The sequence below is a fragment of the Gemella sp. GH3 genome, assembly GCF_013415425.1.
In the GTDB taxonomy this organism is placed as follows: Bacteria; Bacillota; Bacilli; order Staphylococcales; family Gemellaceae; genus Gemelliphila.
Window position 1 is genome coordinate 1 of record NZ_JACBYC010000248.1, and the last position, 21,558, is coordinate 21,558.

The following is a 21,558-nucleotide window of genomic DNA, read 5'->3' on the forward strand; positions in this document are numbered from 1 at the left end:
GAATGTTGAATAGTAATATATATATATATATATATAATAGTAGTTTCATACATGGATTTTATCCCCTAAATACCCTTTAGAAAAACGAGATTAAATAACAACACATGATTAAAACTATTACGAACACTATTATAACTATAATAAGGTAGGATTCATTTATAAATGAATAAAAAAGACTGCTGACAAATTACATTTGTCAACAGTCTGAGAAAATAATAATCAGTTACTTTTTTAATAAAAATAACAAATTACACTCCCTGGTATCTCATATCAAATAAATACAACGTAGTTTATTTATTCAATACTATAGAATTCTATATTTCTTTTTTACGAAAAATATAAAAACTAAAAATAATAATTAACAATCCTAATCCTTCGAAAAATAGATTTGTTACTTTACCTGTCTTAGATAAAACTTTACTATCTTTTTTCTTAGAATTTGAATTTGGTATTAATTTAGCTTGTTCATCTATTACTGTTAATTTATTTCCATTTGTAGTTGACTTGTGGGCTGTTGTTGTATCTTTTAATACTTCTACATTTCCTTTATTATATTACAGTATATTACAAAATATCTGTTTTTCACTGGATAATAAAAACAGTAAGTGTGATAGTTCACGATACGGAACTATCACACTGTAAATTACATTTAACTACTTCACATAAAAAGTGCTGAATACTATTTTTACTATAATTTATAAATTTAGACTATAAGATGTATATTAGAACAATATGGACTATAAGTTCAACAAAGATATTAATCTAAAAGTTTATAAACTATTTACTTAATTAAATTCCCCAGAATCATTGATTAAAGATATAATTTTTATCTATATATCATATTTTTTACTCTTATTTTATTATAAATTTTTTAGATATAACATACTTAATAATTAATCAATAGCATTACGCTGTTCAAATTAACTATCCTCCCTTATTATCAATTTATCCCTTCAAATAACTTACTTATGAATCGTATAACCTCATTTATTATAACACAGTTTTATTAAACAATCTATATCCAATATATAAAAATTTCTACAACATTGTGTATTAAAATTCAAATATATAGAATCAAAATAAGTATATCAATAAAATCTATTATTTATTATATCCCTAATACTTTTAATTATATTCTTTTCACAAAAAAGTATTCGGAATATTTGTCATCATCATTTTTATAAAATCCTATCTGTTCATAACCTAAAGCTATATAAAAATCTTTCCCTTGAAAATCAAAAGTATCTAATCTTATTGTATTAGCTCCCATGCCCCCTGCTCTACGTTCCAATTCTTTCATAAGAGAAGTCCCATAACCTTTTCGTCTATAATTTTCTTCTACGAAAACAGTAGAAATATAGCATATTCTAAATGCAGTCATACATGCATCTAAGCCAGCCACTAGAACTCCATTATCTTTAATACCTATAGATACTCTTCCATTAATTTTGTTTTCTATAAACATTGAATCATATTTGTCAAGTTTGTCATCAATAAATTCTACATCGTCCTTTGATAAATTAATTATCTTCATAATATAACCCTCTCCAATTTCAAATATATTTTTTAATTTGTTATTTTAAATTTAAAGTTTACATATTTTCAGCTGAATCAATACGACGCTCTAAATCTCTACTAAGATTAACCATCAAATTAAACTTATTGTTTTCGCATATAAACAGAACATAACTGTCACTCTCAATATCCATAGCTCCAAGACATAAATTATGTTCTGACAACTTAATATTTAAAGTTTTACACCAACTAGAAATATCATCATTCTCACTAAACCATTCATCTTTTACATCAAATGAATATTTATCTGCCAAAATTTTTATACCAAAAAGAAAATCGTCTAACGATTCTTTTCAATCAAATTCACATACAACATTAATATTAATAAGTTCATCGACGATAGCAATTCAAATAATCGTGTCTACTTCATCTTCATCAATTCCCCTATCATCATAATTGTCTATATTTTTTTCAAAATAATCGTGTGGAGACTGTAAACATAATTCCATATTTGAAATGAAATTGTTACATCAACAGATAAACTTTTCCACTTCCATACTTTATATACACAAAAAATAATACATAAAATTATAATAATATATAGTGCATTTCCTTTTAGAATATCCATAATAATCTCCTTATTTTATGTTAATAAAAAATTTTTAATTTCTCTATTTTTAAATAACTTCATAGAATTATTATTAAATTAATATAAAGAATTTTCAAATAAAAGATTAAAAATTTAGTAATAACTATATTAGATATTTTGTAAATTTACTTTATTACTAAATCAAATTATTTATAATATAGTTTTATATAAAGTTAGCTAAATCTTTAAAATTATTTTAAACAAAAAACAACTAATATACTTACATAAATAAAAAATACTTCTGTAAAATTATTTATTTCTAATATTTTTTATATACTCCTCTAAATTTACTGCTCTATTATATTTTTTAGTAGCAATTTTATCTTTTTCTAAAATAACTTTATTCAAATTAATACCATTCACAGCAGCAATTCCAACCGCATAATGTATAACGTCAGCTAGTTCATTTCCCAATTGATCTTTTAAATCTGTATCTTCTGACAATTTTCTACCAGAAAGTTTGTTCAAAACCTCTGCAACTTCTCCAACTTCTTCAATTAATTTCATAAATAAACTTTGGTCGTTAAAACCGCTATAATTACTTTCTAAATAATTTTCTAACTCTTCTATTGTAATTCTCATCATTACACTCCTTTTTAATTTTGAAAATTATATTTTGTAAATATTAGTCCAAAATGAATCTCCAAAATCAGAAACCATATCAGCCAAAAATAACTTCATAAATAGTTTATTATTCATAACCTTAAACATTTAAAAACCTACTTTAATAAAAATTAAATATTTATTTAATATTAAGCTAACATATACTTAAAATTTTGTAAAGTGTTTATTTAATATTTGTTTGTATTTATTTTAATCATTATTTAATATAACAATTAACCACCAATTTCTAAGTAGATCGGTGGTTATATTTTCTTTATTATTTAACTATTTATTTAGTATCTTTTTACTTTAAATTTTAACTTAGCTTTCCCATACAATATCTACAATTTCAAAATTATTATCAAATTTTACTGATAATATCTCATCACTGTTTTCCTGTGATATCATATAATCAACAATAATTACATTTTCTCCAGCTATCCAAAAACCTATACTTGTAATTTTCATACACTCAACAAATTTTCCTATATCTTCTGGTAAATCCAGTCCAATCTCTTCCCTATGAAAAACGATATATTCATTATCTTCTGATAAATATTTCTCTAGTTCCTTTCTAGCTTTTTCATCATATTCATCAAAATTATTTAAAAAATTATTTAAATCATCTAAAAAATCTAATGTTATTGGAAAATTTTTATCATACCAAAGAGTTGTATTTATTTCATTTACATATTTTTCCCAAAGTATGATGGTATCATCTAAATCGTAATCATTTAAACCTTTTTCTAAATTTAGTTCTCCAAAAAATTTATGATTTATTTTTTTCATAATAGACCCTCTATTTTTTCTTATTCTAGAAATAACACGTTCTTGATATACTGTACTTCTTATCGCTGTCATATCTACAAAATTCATATCTAATATCAAGTACCCGTAAATTTTACCTTATTTTAAGATTAAAATTTAGTATCCCAAATATTCACCTTCAAATACAAATTTTTCAGGGTTAGCTTTTATATAATTTAACTCACTTTCTTCCCCATCATATTCAAAAACAAAATCTTCTACTTCATCTAAAATCTTAAAAAATTCTTCTTCGTTTTTATCTTCGGATTTATCTAACATTTCTTGTCTTTCATTCCTATCAAAAGAAATTGTACCACCTAAGTAGCCAATTACTCTTTGAAAATTATTAGCATATTCATTCATTCCAAAATATTTGAAACCTTTTATAACATCTTCCCAAACTATCCCTGTAGAATTGAAGAAAAATTGATAATGTCCTCCATTATTTACTTCTGCAAAATACCAAGTAATAGCAAACAAATACCTTTGCTCTAAGGTAAAATTCTCTGCCGATTTAATATAATCTTCATAACTGTCATAAATATTAATTATATTCCACATTGGATCAACAATATCCCAAGAATCATTACAATTTTGTATGTCCTCAATAGTAATTTTTTTGTAAATTTTTCTCTTTTGTAGCTGCATAGTTTCCTCCTTTTTATTAACATATACTTTATATTTTTCGGCTATATAAGGATACTTTTCTTCATTTCTTCCAAGTACTTTCGCTAGCTCTCCAAAATAGACAAGTTTGCAACATCCATTAATAACTTGTATATTTCCTAGCTCTACGGCTTTGTCTAAAATACTTAAAGCCTTTTTAGAATTTATTTCAAAATCGTAATTTATATTTTCTGCTAATTGACTATATGCAAAGCCATATCGATAATACCATATTGCATCTCTTTCTTTTTCTGGTACCATATCAAAAACAGCAATTGCATCGTCGTATTCTTCCACATTGATATAGGCTCTTCCAAGTTCACTTAACAATTTTGCATCTAGGTTTGATAAATCAGAAAAAGTTAACAGTTCAATAATATAATCTCTATCTTCCCAATAATCTAAACTTTCTATTATTTTAGTTTTTTTTTCATTACTTAATATTTTAAATTCTTCTTTTGTTAGTTTCATAAATAACCTCTTTTCATTAATATAAATTTATGCAAGTTCTAATTCACAGATGATTCTTTTTGTTCCGTGTTCATCAATAGCAGTAATTTTGATAGAATCGAATCCATTTTTTATTACTTCTTCAAAAGAAATTTTTTCTCCATTAATTGTTGTTGTAAAATCTTCTTCATCAAAATTAAAGTCCTCTTTTTCTTCTTCAAAATCAATATTATAGATAAAGTCTATTTCTATTTTAGAATTTTGAATTTCTAATTTTGAAAGCGAACGAGTTTTTATATCATCTAAATTAAATTCATCACAAAAAATTGAATTGTATCCATATTTTGCTTGATAGTACAGTAAAATTTCTCTTCCTGAATTAATACAGCGAGCTACTATCATACAAGGATTTTCTTTTCCCGTTTCTTCCTCAAAAATACTACAAATCATATTATTATATATTAATGAGCCATAAAAATAAACTTCATAAAACTCGTTAAAATCATCATTTTTTAATTTATTGAAAATATATTATCAATATTTAATATGTTATAATTCTCTTCTTTTAAATAAGTTGGTATTCTCATTATGTTTTCTCCATTTTTTAAATTTTCTTCATCACATATCTCCATTATTATAAGTATACAAATAACTGATATAGGATTTTTCAAACTTCTTAAAGTCTACATATACAGTAGTATTTACAAGATATATTTCAGCAATAATTTAAATTATTAATTTTTATACTTATCTATAAATTAACTTACCTCCTATCAAACGTAAAAATATCTTAAATCACAATATATGGTAGAACTATTCTTTCTGTATCTATTCCTTTTGATTTTAAGAAATTTTCAAATCCATCTTTTTCACCTTTTTCCACATATTCAAACCATAATGGATAATACGTTTCACAATAAGAGAGCAATAAATCAAAATATTCATTTTTATAACCTAATTTTTCAGCTACAGCTTCCATCTCATCTACTGATTTTAATTCTTCTTCTAAATCATTATCTATTAATACTCCCCAAGGCAATTCATGCAAAGTAAAATCGTGATACCTAATCAATGTTCTCAGTTTTAGTTCTAATGCTTTCGTATGATTAGGATTATGTTTTAATACTTGCAGAGCCATATTCATAGGTGAAATATCAAACTTCCACAAAAGTTCCTCTAAATTCATTTCTATTAAAAACTCTGCAAACTGATGTCCATTTTTTAAATCATCTTTCCAAACGATCTCAAATTTTTTAAAAAATTGTGGAGTTATATGTATTATATTTTTATTTTGTCTGATAAAGCTTATCAACTCATCAAGATTTGGCAATTCTTGTAAATCTGATTTCTCCCAATCAGATAACATTTTATGACGATTTTTTCTCTGTTCCTTTGTAAAATAGTTATTCAATGGATAGATTAGATAGATTCCCAAATAGTTTTTTAAATGTACATTCATTATTTCACCTACGTTAAAAAATAAAATTTTTATCAATTACACTTTAATATTTCTTCATAATAATTAATTTTTTCTTCTAATTTTTTAATTAACTCTTCAGATGAAGAAAGTTACTAAAAACATTGATATGATATGACTAAATACAGATTTTTTAGTTATATAATGTCAATGTTTTTATTTATTAATTTTTGACAATAGCACAACAGTTTCAACTTGCGCAGTCTGTGGGAACATATCCAAAGGTATTACCCTTTTTATCTTATATTTTCTAGTTAAAATATTTAAATCTTTTGCTAATGTAGATGGATTACAACTAACATAAACTATCTTTTTAGCTTTTGTTGATAATAAATGTTTAGCTAAATTTCCTAATCCTGAACGAGGTGGATCTACTATAACAACATCAAAGTTTATTCCTTCTTTTCTCCATTTCTGTATAATATTAGTAGCATCTCCCGCTTCATAATTACAGTTTGTTAGATTATTCAATTTTATATTTTCTTTAGCATTTATTATGGCATCTTCTACTATATCTACACCATAAATTTCTTTGCTATATTTACTAACATATTGCCCTATTACTCCAACACCACAAAACGCATCTAAGACTACATCAGATTTTTTAATTTTTGCAACATCTACTACAATATCAAATAAATTTTTTGTCTGTATCGGATTTAATTGAAAAAACGAATTTGCAGATAACTTATAAGAGACATTCCCTATTTTCTCTATTATATAATCTTTTCCATATAAGGAAATAGTTTCATCACCTAACAATAAATGACTTTTTTCATTAGTTATATTCAGAACTATACTCTTTATTATTTTTTCTTTTTTTAGATGATTTACAGCTTTTTCTAAATTATTTATTTTCCTTGTATTTGCTATAAATATAACCTGAACATCTCCTGTAGCAAAAGAAGTTCTCGTTGAGATATATTTTATTCCTTTAAATTTCTTAGAACTAGATACAGGCAAATTAAATTTAACTATACTTTTTTTTATGAGTTCTGTTACCTTATTACCATTTTTATGTAGTGCAACACAATCTGTAACATTTACTAATTCATTAGTTCCTTCTTTGTAAAGTCCAGCTATTAATTTCCCTTTGCGAATAGCTACAGGAAATTGATTTTTGTTACGATAATGTATTTGTATAGGACTAGCAATAGTATTCTCTATTTCAATATTTTTCCCTTTTAGATACTTTGAAAAAGCATCAACAACTATATCACGTTTAAACTCCAACTGTTTAGCATAATCTACATGGATTAAATTGTATGCACCGCTATCCAAAAATTCTTTTCTTACATTACTTACCCTATATGAACTCTTTTCTTTTATTTTTAACAAATTAGCCTTAATATATTTCGAATTTTCCTCTATAATTACACATTCTACAATTTCTCCAGGTAAAGCACCTTTTACAAAAGTAATTTTCTTCTTATAATACCCTATACCTTCACCATTAATACCATTTTTTTTTATTGTCAGTAAAATACTTCGTTTCATTTATTACCTGCCATTAAAATTTTTATTAAAAAAATAAACTAAATTTCTAAAAGTAAAACACATTTAAAAATCTAGTTTTGTGATAATAGATAACTAATAAAATAACTTATAAATTATTTTATAGTTTTAATCTCATTATCTAATTCTTCTACCAATTCAATCAGTCTATCTATTTGCTTTAAGTCTACACTTTCTGGTTTAATACTATCTAACTCACTTGCTAAATTTTCAAATTTACTTTTTAATTCTTCTAAAATATTAACAGACATAAATATCTCCTTATTATTTAATATTATAATTATATAATAAATTTTATCTAAATACCACATTTTTATTTAACAATAACTCATAATATTTTTTAAAAATTTGACACTTTATTATTGATATTTTCTCAAAATATATTATTATATTTATAAAGCTATTTATAGTTAAATTAAGGAAAGGGTGTTATCATATGTTCGTAAACTTGATAATTACTTTATCAATAAGTTCACGTATTTTAGAAGTTTATAATTATATAATTGAATTTCTAAATAATTTTTCTACATTGTCAATATTTTATGCTATAAATACATTAATTGTTCTAACAATAATATTTTTAGAATCACAAAAAGCATCATCATCTTGGGCTTGGATTTTAGTATTATTACTTATACCATACCTAGGATTAATATTATATTTAATTTTAGGAAGACCCATATATCGAGAAAAAATCTTTCCATATTCTAAGCAGGAGAAGATAGAATTTCAAAAAAGCCTGTTAGAAACAAGTACACCTTATAATATTAGTAAAGAAGAAGATGTAAAATATAGAAATAGAAATTTAATAGCTTTAAATTACCACTCTGATCAATCATTTTTATCAGAAAATAATAAAATAAGTATTATTACAAGTGGAGATGAAAAGTTTAAATTATTATTTGAAGATATAAGAAATGCAAAAGAATATATACACATTCAATATTATATCTTAAAAAAAGATAACATAGGAAAAGAGCTTTTCGATTTACTAATACAAAAACTTAACGAAAATGTCAAAGTATATATACTTTATGATGATATAGGATCTAGAACATTAAACAAATATACTCTAAAAAAATTAATCGATGCAGGAGCTAAGGTTAAAAGTTTTTTCAAATCATCACTACCACTTATAAACTTACGTATGAATTATAGAAATCATAGAAAAATTGTTGTTATTGACGGTAAAATTGGTTATACTGGTGGCTTTAATGTAGGTGATGAATATCTAGGAAAAGACAGAAAATTAGGTTACTGGCGAGATACTCATATAAGAATAGTTGGAGATGCTGTTGCAACTTTAAATTTTCGATTTATAGATGATTGGAATTCACAAGTTTTAAGAAAAAAACAAAATGAATTAATTGATTTAAACGAAAAACATCTGTATAATTATGAAAAAAATACTGGTAATATACCAATTCAAGTTGTTACTAGCGGTCCAGACGATAAATTAGAGCAAATAAAATACGGCTATTTACATATGATAAATAGAGCAAGACAATACATTTATATTCAAACTCCGTATTTTATACCAGACGAAAGTGTCATAGATGCTCTAAAAATGGCTATTCTTTCTGGTATAGATGTTAGAATTATGATACCAAGTATTCCAGATCACATTTTGGTTCGCTGGGGAAATTATTCTTATGTAGGAGAATTAGCTAATGTGGGAGCAAAAATATATGAGTACAAAAAAGGGTTCTTACACGCAAAAACTATCATAATTGATGACGAAGTAACTAGTGTAGGTAGTGCAAATTTTGACAATAGGAGCTTTAAGCTAAATTTTGAAATAAATACTTTTATTTATGATAAAGAAACTACTCAAAAATTTAGAAATATATTTAATAATGATATAAGAAATTCAAAATTACTAACAAAAGAAAAATACAATAACAGAAAACTTACTATAAAATTCAAAGAAGCGTTAGCAAGATTAATATCACCTATTTTGTAATAACAATAATATTGTCTTTTTATACAAAATATGCTATATTTACATTACTAACATTTAGGAGGAAACTAAATAATGAAGAAAATGAAAAAGGTAATTTTACCTATAGCACTTAGTGCATCAGTTATAGGATTAGCTGGATGTTCTAACTCAAATTCTGAAAAATACATCACATCAAAATCTGGTGATGTAACTCAACAGGAAGTTCTAGATAACATAGGAAAACAAACAATTTCCAAAGCAGCTACTGACATAGCAATCAAAAAAGTACTATTAGATAAATACAAAGATAAAATCGATGAAAAATACATAGAAGAGCAAATAAAAACTGCTCAAGATAAATATGGTGGAAAAGATAAATTCGAAGCAACTTTAAAACAACAAGGATTTACATTAGATAAGTATAAAGAAGCATTAAAAGTTCGTACTGCACAAGCATACATGATTAATGATTATAAAAATGTTAAAGAAGAACAATATAAAGAAGCTTACGAGAAAGATAAAATGCAATATCATCTTGCACATATTTTAATATCTGTTAAGAGTGCATCAAACCCTAATGGACTTAGTGAAGAAGAAGCTAAAGCTAAAGCAGAAGAAGTTTTAGAAAAAGTTAAAAACGGCGAAGATTTCTCAACTTTGGCTAAAGAAAATTCTACAGATAAGTCTAATGCATCTAATGGCGGAGATTTAGGTTGGTCTTCAAAAGAAAGTAGCTCATTTGTATCAGAATTTAACGATGCTGCATTCAAATTACAAAAAGGAGAAACTTCTGAAGTTGTAAAAACTCCTTTTGGATACCATATTATTAAATTGTTAGATACAAAAGAAGTTACATATGAAGAACAAAAAACTCAAATAGTAGAAAAAATGGCTCAAACTGCTGTATCTCAAGATGCTACAATTTATAGTGCTGCACTTAAAAAATTATTTGAAGAATACAATGTTAAAGGTACAACTGATGATGTTACATCTTATATAAATGATATGTTATCATCAAAAGCAGTTACTCAGCAACAATAATAAAAAAGTCCTCAATATTAATTGAGGACTTTTTTATTAATTAATTTACTTATGATATTTTAAAATATATAATAAAAATATTTAGCATAGAGTTTCCCCACACTAAATATTAATATTATGTAGTTGCCATAATATAATAAAAAGAATAATTATAAATCGTATCTAGCACCTAAAATTTTTATAGCATTTTCTATTCTATCCTTAGTTGGCGGTTCAATATGATCTAATTCATATTTTATACCCAATTCTTTATATTTATATTTAGCCATATCATGATATGGTAATACTTCTACTCTTTCTATTCCATTTAATGTATCTATATATTCACGTAATTTTTGCAAGTAATAATCATCATCTGTCCATTCTGGAACTAGAACGTGTCTTATCCACATTTTTGCTCCATTATCACTTAGAAAATTAGTGAATTTTATAATATTTTTATTTGTACGTTTTGTTAATTTTGTATGTATTTTATCATCAATATGCTTCAAATCTACTAAGAATAAATCAGTTAAAGAAATCAACTCTAATATTTTTTTATTCATCGAAGGAGCATCAACATAGAAACCACCGCAAGTATCAACACAAGTGTTTATACCTATTTTTTTTAATTCTCTAAAAAATTCCAAAACAAAGTCTAGCTGTAATAATGATTCTCCACCACTGACAGTGACTCCACCACCTTCACTAGCTTCAAAGAAAGGTCTATAACGTATTACTTTTTTCACTAATTGTTCTACTGTGTACTCTGTAGCTTTAGGATTTTGTAATTTCCAAGTATCTGGATTATGACAATAATTACAACGTAACATACATCCTTGAAAAAAAACTACAAATCTTATTCCTGGACCATCAACATTTCCAAAAGATTCAATAGAGTGTACATTAGCAGTTAAATTAGTATTGTTTTTATTTTCTACCATAATAATTACTTCCTTTCTTTATATTTACATTATCTATGTAAATATATAAATTTAATCAATATATAATTCATCTAAATTGTTATAATAATACAAATAAATTAATTTATTATATTGTCTTTTTATTGTGTTAACAAAAAATATCTTAAAAGCAAATAAAATAATACACAAAATCATAAATATAAAGCCATGTATAAAAAAAATATTGTTAACAGTAATAGTATTACCACTAATAATAGATAATACCGAAATAAAGATAAAAACAAAAATTACAATTAATATTGCCCTATTCAAGCCAGTTGACAGATTTTTATGAGTTTTTATTACATGATTTCTTATTTCTAACATTTCCTCTAATTTATAGAAATTATTCTTTATATTATAAACTTGCTGTTTTGATAATTTAGGGGGGCTTATGTGTAATAAGTACATTAAAGTAGTAATCATACTCATTGATACCTCCTATTTTTATATACTATCATAAAAAAAGGAGAGCAACAAGCCCTCCTTCTCTTTTTTAATAAACTAATCCTTATTATCGGAATTGGTGCATTGTACGGCTTAATACGTCACGTTGTTGTTCAGGTGTTAAGCTGATTAAACGTACTGCATATCCTGATACACGGATTGTGAAGTTTGGATACTCTTCTGGAGCTTCTATAACTTTAAGAAGAGTTTCTTTATTAAATACGTTAGTATTTAAGTGGAATCCTCCTTGTTGGAAGTATCCGTCCATCATTGCTACCAAGTTAGTAATTCTATCTTCGTGGTTTTTACCTAATGAATTTGGTGTGAATGCAGCTGTTAAACTGATTCCATCACGGCTATATTCGTATGGTAATTTAGCTACAGAGTTCAAGCAAGCTAATGCTCCACTTTGATCACGTCCGTTCATTGGGTTTGCTCCTGGTGAGAATGGTTCTCCAGCACGACGTCCGTCAGGAGTGTTACCAGTTTTCTTACCGTAAACTACGTTTGAAGTAATAGTTAAGATTGATGTAGTAGTTTCGTTTGCACGATAAACTGGGTGTTTTTTAAGTTTTGTCATAAACTCTTTTAGTAATTCTATTGCGATATCATCTACACGATCATCATCGTTACCAAATGTTGGGAATTCACCTTCAACTTTATAGTCTACAGCTAATCCTGTTTCTTCATCAACGATTGGTGTTACTTTTGCATATTTGATTGCTGATAAGCTATCTACTGCTACTGAGAATCCTGCGATACCTGTAGCCATAAATCTTCTTACATCAGTATCATGTAGAGCCATCTCTAAACTTTCATAAGAATATTTATCATGCATATAGTGGATTACATTTAAAGTATTGATGTATAGTTTACATAACCATTCCATAAATACATCAAATTTTTCCATAACTTCTTCATATTTCAATTCTCCACGTAATGGCTCAGTTACAGGTCCTACTTGATCTCCACTGATTTCATCACGTCCACCATTTATAGTGTATAATAATGCTTTTGCTAAGTTAGCACGAGCTCCAAAGAATTGCATATCTTTACCAGTTGTCATACCAGACACACAGCAAGCTATTGATTTATCACAAGTTTGTAAGAAGTCTGCCAATAATTCATCACTTTCATATTGGATAGCTGAGTGATTGATTGAAGACTCTGCACAGTACTCTTTGAATCCTTTAGGTAATTTTGAAGACCAAAGGATAGTTAAGTTTGGCTCTGGTGAGTTACCCATATTATCTAATGTGTGGATAAAACGGAAGTCTGTTTTTGTTACTAATGATTTCTCAGCATCTAACATTTCTCCAACTATTAATGTAGCCCAAATAGGATCTCCAGAGAATAATTGGTTATAGTCAGGAGTACGAGCAAATTTAACCATTCTTAATTTAAGAACTAAGTTATCGATTAATTCTTGTGCTTCTACTTCTGTTAATGATCCATCTTGTAAATCTCTTTCGATATAAATATCTAAGAAAGTAGCTATATTACCGATACTCATAGCTGCACCGTTTTGTTGTTTGATTGCTGCTAAGTATCCGAAGTATAACCATTGAACAGCTTCACGAGCATCTTTTGCAGGTCCAGAAATATCAAATCCGTAAATTTGAGCCATTTCTTTTAATTCACCTAACGCTCTAATTTGCTCATTTACTTCTTCGCGATCACGGATTACATGCTCTGTCATAACTCCGTCTGCTCCAATTTTTTGTAAATCAGCTTTTTTGAATTCTATTAATTTATCAACACCATAAAGTGCTACACGACGATAGTCACCAATGATACGTCCACGTCCATAAGCATCTGGCAATCCAGTAATAACACCTGATCTACGAACAGCTCTCATTTCTGGTGTATAAGCATCAAATACTCCTTGGTTGTGAGTTTTACGATAGTCTGTGAAAATTTTGATTACTTCTTCATCTACTTCGTATCCGTAAGCTTTACAACTTTGAACAGCCATATTAATACCACCAAATGTCATAAGCGCACGTTTAAGAGGTTTGTCTGTTTGAAGACCTACAACTTTCTCACGGTCTTTGTCTAAATAACCTACACCATGTGAAAGAATTGTTGATGGAATAGAAGTATCCATATCTAAAGTTCCACCAGCTTGACGTTCTTGACGCATTAAGTCATTAAATTTTTCAACTAAAACTTTTGTATCTTCTGTTGGTCCTACTAGGAATGAAGAGTCACCACGATATTCTGTATAGTTTGATTTGATAAAATCTACTAGATTAACTTCTTTCTCCCATAATCCACCAACAAAGGCTTTTTTTGTTTCTACTTTTGTTGACATATTTGTCACTCCTTATAATTTATTTTATTTTACAGTTTTAGTGTACAACAATTACAATGTTATTTCAATAACACTTCACAAGTATATGTGAACAATTTGTGTACAAATAATATAGAACAATAACACAAGACGGACTGTATTACTTAACTTTAATATCTATTTTTACATATTTTTAATATGAAAACAAAGTGTAAAAGCATAGAAATTAATATGAAAACGATTTGTAACAACATTCAGTGAATAACTTCTAAAAACTTACATCTGTTACTATAACTGTTATAATTCCTTTAATTTTTTTGACAAACCGGACAGAAATATGTAGATCTAGTTTTTATAATTATATTCTCAGTCTCATGCCCTAAAGGACATTCTTTTTTTCCATATATTTTTAAATAGTTTTGCATATTTCCCTCTCCTCCGTCGGAATGTACATAATCAGAAATAGTTGATCCTCCTTGAGTTATACTAAATTTAAGTATTTCTACAAGAGTTTCAAATATACGTTTTTTTTCTTCAAGTGTTAAACTATCTGCTGTTCTTTCTGGATTAATCTTTTCTCTATACAAAACTTCACACGCATAAATATTTCCACAACCACAAAAAACATTCCCTTCTAAAAGCAAAGCTTTTATTTTCTGTAATTTATATTTTTTTTCTTCTAGTTTGGCTAAGAAATAATCTAGACTATTATTTTCAAAAGGCTCAGGAGCCAAGTTTTTAAATGGTTTAAAATTAGAAATATTGTCTAGATATCTCAATTCACCAAAACGTCTTATATCACTAAAAACTAACTTTTCTCCTGTAGATAATTCAAAGATTATATGACGATGCTTGTAATAATTTTTATTAGTAATTTCTCTTTCATCATTAACTACAAAATAAGCTCCCGTCATCCCAAAATGAGTTACTAAATATCCTTCATTTAAAGTGAAATAAACGTATTTTCCTCTTCTTTCTAAATCTAAAATTTCTTTACCAATAACATTATCACTAAAATAAGATAATTCATCTTTTACTAAAGCAAGTTTCCCATTTTTATGAGATTCACTAATTATATTAGAGTAAGTTACATTCAATATCTTTTTATTAATAACATTAGGCTTTAAACCTATTTTTATATTTTCTACCTCTGGTAATTCTGGCATATGTCCTCCTATAATTATAAATGGTGTGAAAATGACGATTAAATATAGTATTTTATACATTGATATTGTATTAAGTATGAAATATAATACTATAAATTAATCGTCATATAAAATATTTATTGTTAATTATTTATCAAAATATAATTTTTCGAATTGATCTATTTTTTCTTCAAATAGTTTTACTGCTCTCTCAATAGGCTCAGAAATAGACATATCTACTCCAGCATTTTTTAGTACTTCTATAGGATAGTTAGAATCCCCTTTAGATAAGAATTCATCTATATATACTTTTGCATTTTTACTATCTTCTAATATTAAACTTGACAATGCTTGTGCAGCAGAAAATCCTGTGGCATATTGGTAAACATAATAATTATAATAGAAGTGAGGTACTCTAGACCATTCAGTTGCTATTTCATCATCATAGATAAATGAATCTCCATGATATTTCTTAACTAATTCAAAATACTTTTCATTTAGGTATTCTGATGTCAATACTCCACCTTCTTGAATAGTTTTATTAATTAAATGTTCAAATTCTGCAAACATTACTTGACGATATAGTGTAGATACATATCCTAAAAGCTCTTGATTTAAAACTTCTAACATTAATTGTTTGTTGCCCTCTTTTTCGAACTTTTTGTATAAATAATTTGATAGAAGAGCCTCATTACAAGTAGAAGCTACCTCTGCTACAAATATAGAATAACTACCATAAGTTTGTGGTTGGTTCTTTCTAGTATAGTAAGAATGCATAGAATGACCTAACTCGTGAATTAAAGTATATACATAATTCAATGTTTCATCATAATTTAATAATACATACGGTTTTGTAGAATATCCTCCCGAAGAGTAAGCTCCTGAACGTTTACCTTTGTTAGGGCGTATATCAATCCAACGTTCTGTAAATGCTTTTTCCATATCTTTTACGTATTCTTCACCTAAAGGCTTAACAGCTTCTAAAACTAAATTTTTTGCCTCTTCAAACGTAAACTTAGTAGGTTCTGCGTCCACCATAGAAACCGCACGATCATAAAGTCTAAAATCGTCTGTTCCTAAAACTTTTTTCTGTAATTTATAATATTTGTGTAAAACATTTAAATTATTATTTATAGTTTTTACTAAATTATCATAAACTTCTTCTGGTATATGATTGTTAAACAGTGCTTTATGACGAGTAGAACTATATTTATGAGTATCTGCATAATATTTATTAGCTTTTAAATTTCCAGATAATGTTGAAGCTAAAGTATTTATATGTGATTTATAATACTTGTACAACGTCTTAAATGTATTTTTTCTAAGCACTCTATCGTTACTTTCCATATACTGTCCATACGTACCGTGATTTAGAGGCAATTTATTCCCATCTTTATCTTCTACTTCTCCGAAATTTACATCCACATTATTTAAAGCTGAGAAAGTATCACTACTTGCAGATAAAGCACTTCCTGCCATAGAAATAACTCTCTCTAACTCTTTATCTAATGTATAAGGACGCACCTTATTAGTTTTTTCAAACTCAAATCTATATACTTCTAACTCTTTTACTTCTTCTAAATACTTGTTCAATGTTTCTTCATCTAGCGCTAATAATTCTGGAGTTAGAAAAGACCATTCAGTATAAGTTCTTACATATAAATCATATGCTTTGGCATACATTTCTTTATATACATTATTAGTTGTATCTTGATCATTTTTAAGGTGTGCATAAACATACACTGTTTCCAATCTCAAATAATAAGATTCAAAAGATTTCATTACTTCTAACAAATCTTGTGCACTATTTGCCAACTTATTTTGATAATTTTTAATATTTATTATATCTTCTTCTGCTTTATTATATTCTTCCCAAAAATCTTCATCTGTAGAAAATATTTGTGTTAAGTCCCAAGTTTCTTCTATTTTTACATCTTTTCTTAGTAATTCTGACATATAATCTTACTCCTATCATTTTTTTATAATTATATCAAATGTTTCTTATATTTACTATAAATTTTTTTAATTATTATTTAATATCATATGATCATAATTTTCGTGACCTATCCATATTTCTCCTTGTTTCGTGAAGCCAAAACTTTCATACAATTTTTTAGCTCTTATATTACTTTGTGCGACATTTAAACTTTTTATTGGATAAGTTTTCTCACAAAATTTCTTCAAAAGTTTTGTTCCTACACCTAGACCTCGTGATTGTTCAAATGTATATAATGTATCTAAATATAATTCATTAGGCAAAGCTTCATTATAATCAAAGATTATAGAGTTACTGCTCAAATTATATTTTTTTACTATATGATTAAACCAGTAATCTCTAGCAGTCACTACATTATCATAATGATAACTAAAAGAAAAACCTAATATTTCTTCTTTTTGTATAATTACATCACAATATTTGTAACTAAAACGATCATTCTCTGAAACAAAACATTCTTCTAATATTTTATAAAACTTTTCTTTCCCCGTCTCTTTCAAAATATCTAATTCTAACGACAAAATAAATTCATATATTCCGTCTAATACTCTTATATCTTCTTTTGTAGCTGGTCTACTTTTTAACATACAAAATTTCTCCTTAATTATAATTCTACTTCTCCCACATTTGCATATCTAGCAAATGAAGGCTCATAATTTCTAACTTTATACCCTAGCTCAGCAAGAATCACTGCTACATAAGCTGCTCTTACTCCAGTAGTACAATATGTTACAATTAATTTATTTTTCTCTATTCCTAACCCATTAAGATAAAAAACTATTTCTTCCTTTGATTTTAGGAACCCTAGTTCATCTACTAATGTATTAAATGGTAGAGAAATAGATCCTACTATGTGTCCTGCTTTATTTTCTCCGTAAATTACTCTACCATTATATTCTTCTTTTAATCTAGTATCTAATATTTGAACATCATTATTTTTCGCTATTGTAAGTAGTTCATCTGTAAATATAGCTTGTACATTATCTTTAGCTTCTTTTCTTACTATATCTTCTACATTAATTCTATCATCTTCTTTATTATATACTTTATTAAATCCTAATTTCTGAATTTCATTATAGCCTCCATCTATAAGTTTTACATTTTTTAAACCCGCAAATTCAAAAGTATAGATGATTCGTCCTTCGTCCCCAAAACCTTCTTTTGGCATAGTAAATCCATAAGCTAAAACTTCTGTATTCTCATTAATATTCAACTTTTCAAATATTTCTTTATAATTATCTTTTGATAGTAACTTTCCTAAATCTTCACTACCAAATTCTCCTAATAAACTTATATCCGTCCAGTCTACAACAATAGCTCTATCGTACATTTGAGAATTGTCTTCAAGCATATTTCCTCTAGCATCAATAACCACTACATTGTCTCTATCTCTAGACTCTTTAAGATAATTTACTCCCACAACCTTTTTACTATTAAATTTAGTCATAATATATTACCTCGCATAATCTTAATTAATTTAATTATACTATTAAAAAAAATAAAATTCTATAATATTGAAAATGTTTGTATCATTTATAGAAATTATAAAAATAAGTGTTGTTTGAAAAATGCTAACTAAAATAATTTTATAAATAGTATTGATTACTATTTACAAAATAAGATCTACATGCTATAATCTAAATCGAAATAATTTCATTTTAAGGAGTAAATATGAATAAAAACAAAAAAATAATAATTGGAACGACAGGGGTTATTACTACGTGTTTACTTACTTTTGGAATATACAAATTTAATAATAACGATAATAATAACCAAGAAAAACAAAATATTACTACTATAAATTCTAATTTAGATAACAAAAAAATAAACTACAAAGATAAAATAAGCACTGTTGTAGTATCAGAAATAACAGAAGATGGATACGTGGCTATACACGATGATCACACTCATTTCGAAAAAGGTATTGTTCCATACAACGCAAAGATACTTGACACTTTAGTTATGAAAGATGTTAATTATGTTTTAAAAGAAGATGATATTCAGTACGAGTTAGCGCAAGGATATGTAATAAAAGTAAACAATAAGTTTTACTATTATCCTAAAAAAAATGTAGAACAGACTAACATCGTTACTGAAGAAGAAGCAAAAAAAATAACAAAAAATAACTATAAAGATAGTACAAATTCAAAAGATTCTACTAACGGAATAGCCGGAATTGATTACCCTACTAGTGACGGATTCATTTTTTCAAATGAAGGTCAAATAATGGGACGTACAGTCTTAGGACTAATACTGTCTCATAATGGGCATGCACACTTTATACCATACAGCCAATTAAGAGGGACAAAATGGGAATACTTAATTCCAAATGAAAATAATAAATACAAAATGAATTCTAATATTAACTATCTAAATAATAAAAATAATGACGGGTATATATTCGATCCTAATGATATTGTTGGGGAAACTGAAAATGGATATATAGTTAGACACGGAGATCATTTCCATTTTATTCCCAAAAAATATGTTAATATAGAAATTCCTAGTATATCTACACAGGATATTCCTAATCAAAAAGATTCTAACGAAACAAAAAAAGATATTGAAGATCCTAATTATCAAACTAGCAAACTAAAATTTTCGGGTATCGATTTTCCTACTAGTGATGGCTTTATCTTTAATGGACAAAATATCGAATCACATACTGATTATGGAATAATTGTCAATCACGATGGTCATAGTCATTTTATACCGTACTATCAACTTGTAAATTCAACGTGGGAAAATTTAATACCAAAAGAACAGATAAAAAAAGCTAGAGATGAATATAATAAAAAGCTAAATATAGATAGCAACAATATCAATACAAACGATAAAGACAATAATGACACTGATTTAGATATTGATGCTAAAAGAAACTATTTAGCAAAACAACTAGATTTAAATGTAAATTCTATAAAAATAGTAGAAACAAATGAAGGATTAGCGTTTATTTATCCACACGGAGATCACAGTCATTCAATATTAGTAAAAAACGTTGACATCAATAAACCAATAGAAGATCCTCATCACGATCATCATCATAACAACGGAACAGAAACTTTAAAAAAATTAGGATTTGATGATGAAACTATTAATGATATTATTCACGCTAATGCAGAAACAGATTTTCCAAAAGATGAAACAGATACAGAAAAAATGAAAGAATGGTTAAAAGCAGTAAAATATATTAATATAGGGCAAAAAGAAAATCCTCTAAAAAGAAAAGGTCTAGAATTAATGCCTAATATTGAAGTATTAGGCGTTGGATTTACACAAATAGATGATGTTACACCATTGTATCAATTCAAAAAACTAAAACATTTATGGCTAACAAAAACAGGTATTAAAGATTATGCATTCTTGAAAAATATTCCTACATTAGAGGGAATAGACATATCACAAAATGATATTTCTGATATTTCGTTTTTAGAAGAATACCCTAATTTAAAATCTATTGCTATAGCTGGAAGTAATATTACTGACATAACTGTTCTCTCTAAACTAAAAAAACTAGAATCACTAAACCTTGATTATAATAACATAAAAGATTTATCACCACTAAAAAACTTAAATAATCTGAATGCGGTAAGTTTAGAAAATAATAATATAGTTGATATTAGTCCTTTAAATAATAAATCAAATCTAACAAGATTATTTTTATCAAATAATCCTAAAATTAATCTTGAAAATTTAGAAGCTCCTAGTTTAGAAGAACTTACAGTAAATGATTCTAACTTAGATAATGTAAAATTTCTATCTAACTTACCTAAAATAAAATCATTAGTGGCTAAAAATAACAAGATAAAAGATTTAGAAAAAATTAGTAACAATTCACTTGTTGCACTAAATTTAGAAAATAATAATTTAACTACTTTACAAGGAATTGATAACTTTAGCAATTTAGAAAATCTAAATGTTTCTAAAAATAAGATAACTAATATTAATATACAAAAAAAACAAAACTCACTTTCACTTCTAAATATAGAAAATAATATATTGAAAAGTTTAGAAGGTATTAATAATTTCACAACTCTAATTACATTAAATGCTAATAGTAACTTTTTAAAT

At 26.3% G+C, this 21,558-nt stretch carries 18 protein-coding genes and 1 pseudogene; 3 read left to right on the forward strand and 16 right to left on the reverse strand.

The features are described from left to right. Positions 1–1,129 precede the first annotated feature (1,129 nt). The 9 genes and pseudogenes from HZY83_RS08040 to HZY83_RS08080 form a co-directional block, all read right to left on the reverse strand. Complete coding sequence (locus HZY83_RS08040) at positions 1,130–1,534, reverse strand: GNAT family N-acetyltransferase (protein WP_179943514.1); 405 nt, start codon at positions 1,532–1,534, stop codon at positions 1,130–1,132. A 58-nt stretch (positions 1,535–1,592) separates the two neighbouring features. Continuing rightward, positions 1,593–1,853: pseudogene (locus HZY83_RS08045) on the reverse strand (DUF6630 family protein); the annotation flags it as partial. Between the two features lie 560 nt (positions 1,854–2,413). After that, positions 2,414–2,746 (reverse strand): MazG nucleotide pyrophosphohydrolase domain-containing protein, encoded by a 333-nt coding sequence (locus HZY83_RS08050; RefSeq protein ID WP_228098479.1) that lies wholly within the window; start codon positions 2,744–2,746, stop codon positions 2,414–2,416. Positions 2,747–3,088: 342 nt separating this feature from the next. Continuing rightward, a complete protein-coding gene (locus tag HZY83_RS08055; protein WP_228098480.1) occupies positions 3,089–3,643 on the reverse strand; it encodes a DUF2004 domain-containing protein in 555 nt (184 codons plus the stop codon). A 48-nt stretch (positions 3,644–3,691) separates the two neighbouring features. Beyond that, the gene (locus HZY83_RS08060) at positions 3,692–4,711 is read right to left on the reverse strand and encodes a DMP19 family protein (protein WP_179943517.1); all 1,020 of its coding nucleotides are present in this window, start codon (positions 4,709–4,711) and stop codon (positions 3,692–3,694) included. Between the two features lie 27 nt (positions 4,712–4,738). Continuing rightward, positions 4,739–5,092 (reverse strand): hypothetical protein, encoded by a 354-nt coding sequence (locus HZY83_RS08065; RefSeq protein WP_218925380.1) that lies wholly within the window; start codon positions 5,090–5,092, stop codon positions 4,739–4,741. Between the two features lie 388 nt (positions 5,093–5,480). Then, positions 5,481–6,149, reverse strand: a complete 669-nt coding sequence (locus HZY83_RS08070) for a hypothetical protein (RefSeq protein ID WP_179943518.1) — start codon at positions 6,147–6,149, stop codon at positions 5,481–5,483. Positions 6,150–6,323: 174 nt separating this feature from the next. Then, positions 6,324–7,664, reverse strand: a complete 1,341-nt coding sequence (gene rlmD / locus HZY83_RS08075) for a 23S rRNA (uracil(1939)-C(5))-methyltransferase RlmD (protein ID WP_179943519.1) — start codon at positions 7,662–7,664, stop codon at positions 6,324–6,326. 113 nt (positions 7,665–7,777) lie between these two features. Next, entirely contained in the window at positions 7,778–7,933 is a 156-nt protein-coding gene (locus HZY83_RS08080) for an SE1561 family protein (protein WP_179943520.1), read from the reverse strand. A gap of 185 nt (positions 7,934–8,118) precedes the next feature. Between HZY83_RS08080 and cls the strand changes: the two genes are divergently transcribed. Both cls and HZY83_RS08090 read left to right on the forward strand, forming a co-directional pair. Continuing rightward, positions 8,119–9,645 (forward strand): cardiolipin synthase, encoded by a 1,527-nt coding sequence (gene cls, locus HZY83_RS08085; RefSeq protein ID WP_179943521.1) that lies wholly within the window; start codon positions 8,119–8,121, stop codon positions 9,643–9,645. A 72-nt stretch (positions 9,646–9,717) separates the two neighbouring features. Beyond that, complete coding sequence (locus HZY83_RS08090; RefSeq protein ID WP_179943522.1) at positions 9,718–10,665, forward strand: peptidylprolyl isomerase; 948 nt, start codon at positions 9,718–9,720, stop codon at positions 10,663–10,665. Between the two features lie 149 nt (positions 10,666–10,814). Here the strand turns inward: HZY83_RS08090 and pflA are convergent, their stop codons facing one another. The 7 genes from pflA to HZY83_RS08125 all read right to left on the reverse strand — a co-directional run bounded on the left by pflA (position 10,815) and on the right by HZY83_RS08125 (position 18,934). Then, a complete protein-coding gene (gene pflA, locus HZY83_RS08095; protein ID WP_179943523.1) occupies positions 10,815–11,588 on the reverse strand; it encodes a pyruvate formate-lyase-activating protein in 774 nt (257 codons plus the stop codon). Between the two features lie 51 nt (positions 11,589–11,639). Next, positions 11,640–12,038 (reverse strand): hypothetical protein, encoded by a 399-nt coding sequence (locus HZY83_RS08100; protein ID WP_179943524.1) that lies wholly within the window; start codon positions 12,036–12,038, stop codon positions 11,640–11,642. Positions 12,039–12,120: 82 nt separating this feature from the next. After that, on the reverse strand, positions 12,121–14,367 hold the full coding sequence (pflB, locus tag HZY83_RS08105; RefSeq protein WP_179943525.1) for a formate C-acetyltransferase: 2,247 nt from the start codon (positions 14,365–14,367) through the stop codon (positions 12,121–12,123). 287 nt (positions 14,368–14,654) lie between these two features. Beyond that, entirely contained in the window at positions 14,655–15,512 is an 858-nt protein-coding gene (gene mutM / locus HZY83_RS08110) for a bifunctional DNA-formamidopyrimidine glycosylase/DNA-(apurinic or apyrimidinic site) lyase (RefSeq protein ID WP_179943526.1), read from the reverse strand. Between the two features lie 126 nt (positions 15,513–15,638). Next, positions 15,639–17,447: an oligoendopeptidase F gene (gene pepF / locus HZY83_RS08115; protein WP_179943527.1), complete on the reverse strand. Its 1,809-nt coding sequence runs from the start codon at positions 17,445–17,447 to the stop codon at positions 15,639–15,641. Between the two features lie 66 nt (positions 17,448–17,513). Beyond that, a complete protein-coding gene (locus HZY83_RS08120) occupies positions 17,514–18,074 on the reverse strand; it encodes a GNAT family N-acetyltransferase (protein WP_179943528.1) in 561 nt (186 codons plus the stop codon). A 17-nt stretch (positions 18,075–18,091) separates the two neighbouring features. Continuing rightward, the gene (locus HZY83_RS08125) at positions 18,092–18,934 is read right to left on the reverse strand and encodes a sulfurtransferase (RefSeq protein ID WP_179943529.1); all 843 of its coding nucleotides are present in this window, start codon (positions 18,932–18,934) and stop codon (positions 18,092–18,094) included. A gap of 224 nt (positions 18,935–19,158) precedes the next feature. Here HZY83_RS08125 and HZY83_RS08130 point away from each other — a divergent pair. Beyond that, the coding region (locus HZY83_RS08130; protein ID WP_179943530.1) for a pneumococcal-type histidine triad protein at positions 19,159–21,558 on the forward strand (2,400 nt) is incomplete at its 3' end.